At 46.4% G+C, this 5644-nt stretch carries 5 protein-coding genes; 1 reads left to right on the top strand and 4 read right to left on the bottom strand.

The genetic code is table 11. The annotated features are described in order from the left end of the window. Positions 1–212 precede the first annotated feature (212 nt). Positions 213–2405, top strand: a complete 2193-nt coding sequence (locus WBV75_RS12605) for an amino acid permease (RefSeq protein WP_424120942.1) — start codon at positions 213–215, stop codon at positions 2403–2405. 57 nt (positions 2406–2462) lie between these two features. Here the strand turns inward: WBV75_RS12605 and WBV75_RS12600 are convergent, their stop codons facing one another. From WBV75_RS12600 to WBV75_RS12585, 4 genes are all read right to left on the bottom strand, one after another. Next, positions 2463–2921, bottom strand: coding sequence for a cold-shock protein (locus tag WBV75_RS12600; protein WP_424120941.1), 459 nt, complete (start codon positions 2919–2921; stop codon positions 2463–2465). Between the two features lie 110 nt (positions 2922–3031). Next, positions 3032–3223: a cold-shock protein gene (locus WBV75_RS12595; protein ID WP_289725081.1), complete on the bottom strand. Its 192-nt coding sequence runs from the start codon at positions 3221–3223 to the stop codon at positions 3032–3034. Positions 3224–3477: 254 nt separating this feature from the next. After that, positions 3478–5415 carry an alpha/beta fold hydrolase gene (locus tag WBV75_RS12590; protein ID WP_424120940.1) on the bottom strand — a complete coding sequence of 646 codons (1938 nt, stop codon included), beginning with the start codon at positions 5413–5415 and terminating at the stop codon, positions 3478–3480. A gap of 46 nt (positions 5416–5461) precedes the next feature. Further along, a partial coding sequence (locus WBV75_RS12585) for a hypothetical protein (RefSeq protein WP_424120939.1) occupies positions 5462–5644 on the bottom strand: 183 nt, incomplete at its 5' end.

The raw sequence follows: 5644 nt of genomic DNA, 5'->3' as shown, positions 1-5644 counted from the left end.
GTTTACGGTAATTTTAGGCGAAATGGAGATGATTGGTGTTTAGAGAACATTGGCGTCATAGAAATAGACTGATATTTACTCCAAGCTGACATAAAAGCTATTGCAAATACGAATGTCATAAATATCTTTAATGTTCGGTTTAATATTACTCGGCCGCATCATCCATAAATTATCGTACCTTTTAATATTCAAAATACCAACCGGCCATTTCCATGGATGCACAGACCAATGCACCTAAAAAATTTGGAACCTTCGGGGGGGTCTTCACCCCCACCCTGCTTACCATCCTGGGGGTCATCATGTACCTGCGCCTGGGTTGGGTTGTCGGAAATGCAGGACTGCTGGGTGCCTGGTTGATTATCTTTATTTCTTTTTTTATCACCTTGTGCACAGCCCTCTCTATGTCTGCCATCACAACCAATATTCGGATTGGTGCCGGGGGTGCCTATGCTATTGTCTCCCAGGCCCTTGGCTTAGAAGTTGGCGGTAGTCTGGGTATTCCCAGGTATATCTCCCAGGGTTTGGCCGTGACCATGTATATCTTCGGTTTCCGGGAAGGATGGCTTGGTATTTTTCCAGACCACAATGCCTTTTTGGTGGATGTTATTGTTTTTGGCCTGCTGATCACCATTGCGTACATCAGTGCAAACCTGGCGATTAAAACCCAGTTTATAATTATGGGCATTATTGTGCTCTCCCTGATATCAATAGTTATTGCAGCCTACCAGGGATCGATGACCATCCCAACAAGTGATGCACTGAGTTGGGGTTCCTTCCGGGGTTCTCCGGAAAATGACTTTGGAGGCAGTAGTTTTTGGATCGTATTTGCGGTGTTCTTTCCTGCGGCTACGGGCATTATGGCCGGCGCCAACATGTCAGGTGAACTGAAAGAACCCAAGCGCAGTATTCCCATCGGCACCCTTTGGGCCATTGGGGTCAGTTTTGTCATCTATATGGCCCTGGCTTTTTGGATCTCCAGAAGCGCCTCAGAGACTGAATTGGTCGCCAATTATTACATTATGGTCGACAAAGCCTATTTCGGGCCTTTGATCATCGCAGGAATCCTGGGAGCCACCTTCTCCTCTGCCCTGGCCTCTATTGTCGGCTCTTCACGTATCCTTTTCGCCATGGGGGAACACCGTGTCCTCCCCTTCTCCGAATTCCTCTCCGGAACAAGTGCCAATGGACAGCCCAGAAACGCCATGTTGGTTACGGGTATCCTTATTTTCGCCACCCTGCTACTGCGCAATTTAAACGCCGTAGCCCCGCTGGTTACCCTCTTTTTCCTAATTACCTATGCCATGATCAATATCGTGGTGATCATCGAACAAAACCTGGGACTGATCAGTTACCGGCCTGTATTTAAAATACACCGGTGGGTCCCCTGGTTTGGCTTAATCTCTTCGATCTTTGCCATGTTTATCATTAATCCTACCATTAGCCTGGTCTCGATAATGATTGTCCTGATGGTCTACTGGTATTTGTCACGTCAGAATCTGGAAACCCCCTTTGAAGATGTAAGGTCTGGGCTTTTTGTCTCCTTCGCGGAATGGGCGGCCAAACACACCTGGGGCATGAAAAAAATGCAGCAACGCGCCTGGAAAGCTAATTTAATGGTACCTGTCCGGGATCTGAACGGACTCAAAGGCACCTTTGAGTTTTTAAGGAACATCGCCCGGCCCAAGGGCTCTATCAAGCTTTTGGGGATTGAAGCGTTTTCAGAAACCAGTTCGTTGGCAGTCGAATTAGAAGCCATTTCCGAATCTTTTCGAAATAAAGGGGTCTTTTCATCTACTGCCATCATCCATACCGATGAATTTGCCAAGGGTATCAATTACGGGAGCCAGGCGCTTCAGGGGGCTTTTTTTAAACCCAACATCGTCTTTTTAAATCTGCAGGATCACGATGACTACGAAACAGAGCTAAGACCCGTCATCAAAGAGTCCATACGTCTGGAAATTGGGGTGCTTTTGTACTACTTGCATCCCATTGCCCTTTTGGGCCAGCGCAACATCATCAATGTTTGGGTCAGTGATCGCAAGACCAAATGGGATTTGGGATGGGATATCGGGAACCTGGATCTCTCAATCCTGGTAGCCTATAAACTCAAAATGAATTGGGGGGCTCGGATTCGCCTGATTACGGTAATAAATAATCCTGAGGAAGTTGAAAAAGCCCAGGATTTCCTGGATTTACTGACTAATCTGGCAAGATTGCCGGAAACCCTTACCGAAGTTATAGTGGGAGATTTCAATACCGTGATTACCCAGGCTCCTTCTGCAGACCTGAATATTTTTGGAATGGATGATGACCTCAAGTTCAATTTCGTCAGGGAAATGTCTGCCAAAACAAAGAGTACCTGCCTATTTGTGAAGGATTCCGGGCACGAAAGCATTCTGGCGTAAACAACACCCCATAAAGTATAGTGGGCCGTATGGCAATCCGAAAAACTCTGGGAAAACTTATTCGACCACCGTGACATTCACGGCATTCATGCCCTTCATGCCCTTGCGTAGTTCAAAAGTCACTTTGTCGTTTTCGGCAATCTCATCTACCAGACCACTGACATGACAAAAGTGTTTTTCCTGTGTTACCGTATCGATAATAAAGCCAAAACCTTTGGAGTAATCAAAGAAGGACACTTTTCCTTTGCGGATCGGGTCAAACGGATCCTCGTCGGTTTCCTCTTTTTTGGGAATTCCAAGGTAGATGCTTTCGGCATCGACCTTAACACGTTCAGACGGATCCTGTGGCGTATCGGTTAAGTTCCCGTCCTGGTCCACATAGGCAAAAGGGATCCCTCCCCCGCTTTCTTTAGCTTCAGCCCGCCTGGCTTCTTTTTTCTTTTGTTTTTCTTCTCGTTTTTTTAAACGCTTTTTTTCCTTCTCGCGCTTACTGAAGGTTTGTTGTGATTTAGCCATAAATATGTTTGAGCTGTAAAAGTTAGGATTTTATAGGCAACTAATGAAGGAATTTCAATAAAAAAGCCCATCCAATGGACGGGCTTTTAAGAACTTTAAAATATAATGTCTTAGATGACCCTTACATTCAAGGCATTCAACCCTTTTCGGCCTTCTTCTAAATCGAATTCAACCTGGTCACCTTCACGAATTTCGTCAATTAAACCGGTAACGTGTACAAAATGATCCTTTTCAACACCTTCTTCAGTGATAAAACCAAATCCTTTGGCGTTGTTGAAGAACTTAACTGTTCCTTTACTCATAATTACTCTACTTTAAAAATTAATTTGAGCTGCAAAGATCGTACTAATAATTTAATAATCAGTTTTTTATTTGATTTATTTAACATAACACTCCATTCCGCCCTTATTTTCAGGGGTGTAGTTCTAAGTTAAACAAAGTGATATGGAAATTCAGGGTGGTCAATAGGACAAAAAAACACCACATCGCCAGACTTCAGTTAGCATTTAGAATAGCCGGCAGGTATGGACAGCAAAATATTTAGACCATATATGGATCAGTATCGCACGTCCAGGGTGTACCCCAGCCCCAAACCCCGGAGCACTTTTTTCATTTCAACCTCCTTGCTAACCCTTTCGTAGGTCCCGCCTGTAAGTACACCCACAGAAACAGCCAAAGCCTCCGTCGGTTTAACTTTTGCGTCTGCATCAATCCATTCCAGGGTCACCAGCACATCTTCCGTTAGTACGATGCCATAGGGTCTTAAGTCCATATGGATCCGCCCGGTCTGCTGCGACGCCACAGGGATGATGATATTTTCTTTTAATATGTTTCCGGTGGGTTTCCCGCCTTCAAGCCGATAGATATTGAGTCGAAAAATAACTTCTCCGCTAAACCGGTTATGGTAAACGTGAAAACTAAAATTATCCACCAAGAGGGGTTGCCGACCGACATTCATACGAATCCCCATCTCTTTCCCCATTTGGTCGTAATGAAAAAGGTGACCGATAAAGTTCGATTCCGTTTTATTTCCAAGGGTTTTCCGCTTCCACTCCCTGGCCGTCAACACCACTTCATCGAGTTCTGAAACGGCTTCCTTAAGGCGGATGGTAGCCCCGGTGCCCGGTTCGAGCAATGCCTTAACCGGAATGACTTTACTTTCATACCCTATCATCGAGATCCGAAGCGTATCGGTGAGATGGGATTCTGCCACGTCCAATTGAAAGATCCCTTCCCGATCGCTTACGGCCCCAAGCTCCTTGCCCATAACACCGATATTGACATAGGATAAACCTACTCCGGTCTTCGCATCTGCGATCTTTCCCGAGGCCTGGTAAGTTGCAATTTCCTCCTTCGCATACTCCAGGGGCTCCAGGGTAACCGATTCCTGTTGAAGTAATTTTTGATACCAGGCCTCAAAAACAGTCTGGTCTTGTAAATGCTCGCTGAAAAATTTGAGGGTTGTGGTTTGGATGTCCTCGTAGAGCGCCACTTCCTGCGCATTGGTTTGCAGGGCCCAGGCAATACTTCCAAAGTCTGCATGCCGGCTTTCCAGAAACCTTAAGTACCAGGCCGGGCTATTGATTTTCTTGTAATAACAGTACTCATCCGTAGGGGTAAATTCAGCCAGGCGATCCCCGGCCTCTATATGCAGGAAGGCGGCCTGCGTCTTTTCGGGGTGTAAAATCCCGGCCGCATAGATTTTCGACAGATATGTATCATCTTCTTCAGTATCCCCGTAATAGAAGGTATCTGAACCATCCAGGGATACCATGGCCTTTATCTCCGGGTGGCGATCCAGCAACATGATACCACTCATTCCCCCCCAGCTCAGGCCCAGGATACCTTTTCGGGTCCTATCTGCAGGGAAACGACTGGATTGCTCCATAAAGGAAAGGGCAAATTCGGCGTCATAGACCTGCTCCAGGGTGTTCTCCAGGCTATTGGTCATGTCTCCCGGATAGGCACCGATGGATGAGATCGACACAACGACAAACCCATTTTCTGCCAATTGTTCCAGGAGGCGGTAACTCTCCCACCCCATCCCGTTGTACCCTGCCATATAGATGATAAGCGGGAAAGAGCCCGTGGCCATGGGTACTCCTGAATAACTACTGCTGCGTTTTTTAAGGAGTCGCTTGCCGTCCATAGCCTCCAGCCCAAAACCAGCTGCATAATACAAAATGAGTTCATCCGAAAACCCCGAATAATCTGTTTCGTCCTGGTAGGCTATAGCCCGCTGTTCGTGCAGCCGGAACAAGTCTTCAAAAAGCATCGTTTCAGATACTTCACCTAATGTGGCCGGATACCAGATATCCAGATCCAGAGGTCTGTAATGCAAACGCTCCGAGGGGGATGTGCCGGGCTTATAGGTCCGGGAGGAATCCACCAGGTGAACGGTTGCGAACCCGGCGCGATACTCCTCGTTCTCCTGTGAAAAACCTGAGAAAATTGCCCCAAGCAGGAATAGAAGTACATAACTTCTAAAAGACATCGAACAAGGGGCTATTTATCATAAACTTCAGGGCTTAAGGGCAAAATCAGGCCGGTTCCAACTCTTTCACCAATTCCTGCTGTATATGTTTGGGTACCGCTTCGAAGGCATGAAATTTAGAATGAAAAGTCGCCTTTCCCTGAGTTAACGACCGCAAATTCGTAGAATAGTCGAATAACTCAGCCTCCGGAATGACACTTTTTAAGATCTGGTAATTGTCGAGGCTTTC

The sequence above is a fragment of the Robiginitalea sp. genome, from assembly GCF_049588695.1.
GTDB lineage: Bacteria > Bacteroidota > Bacteroidia > Flavobacteriales > Flavobacteriaceae > Robiginitalea.
Note: the sequence above shows the minus strand (reverse complement) of the source record. Positions and strands in the feature narration are given on the sequence as shown.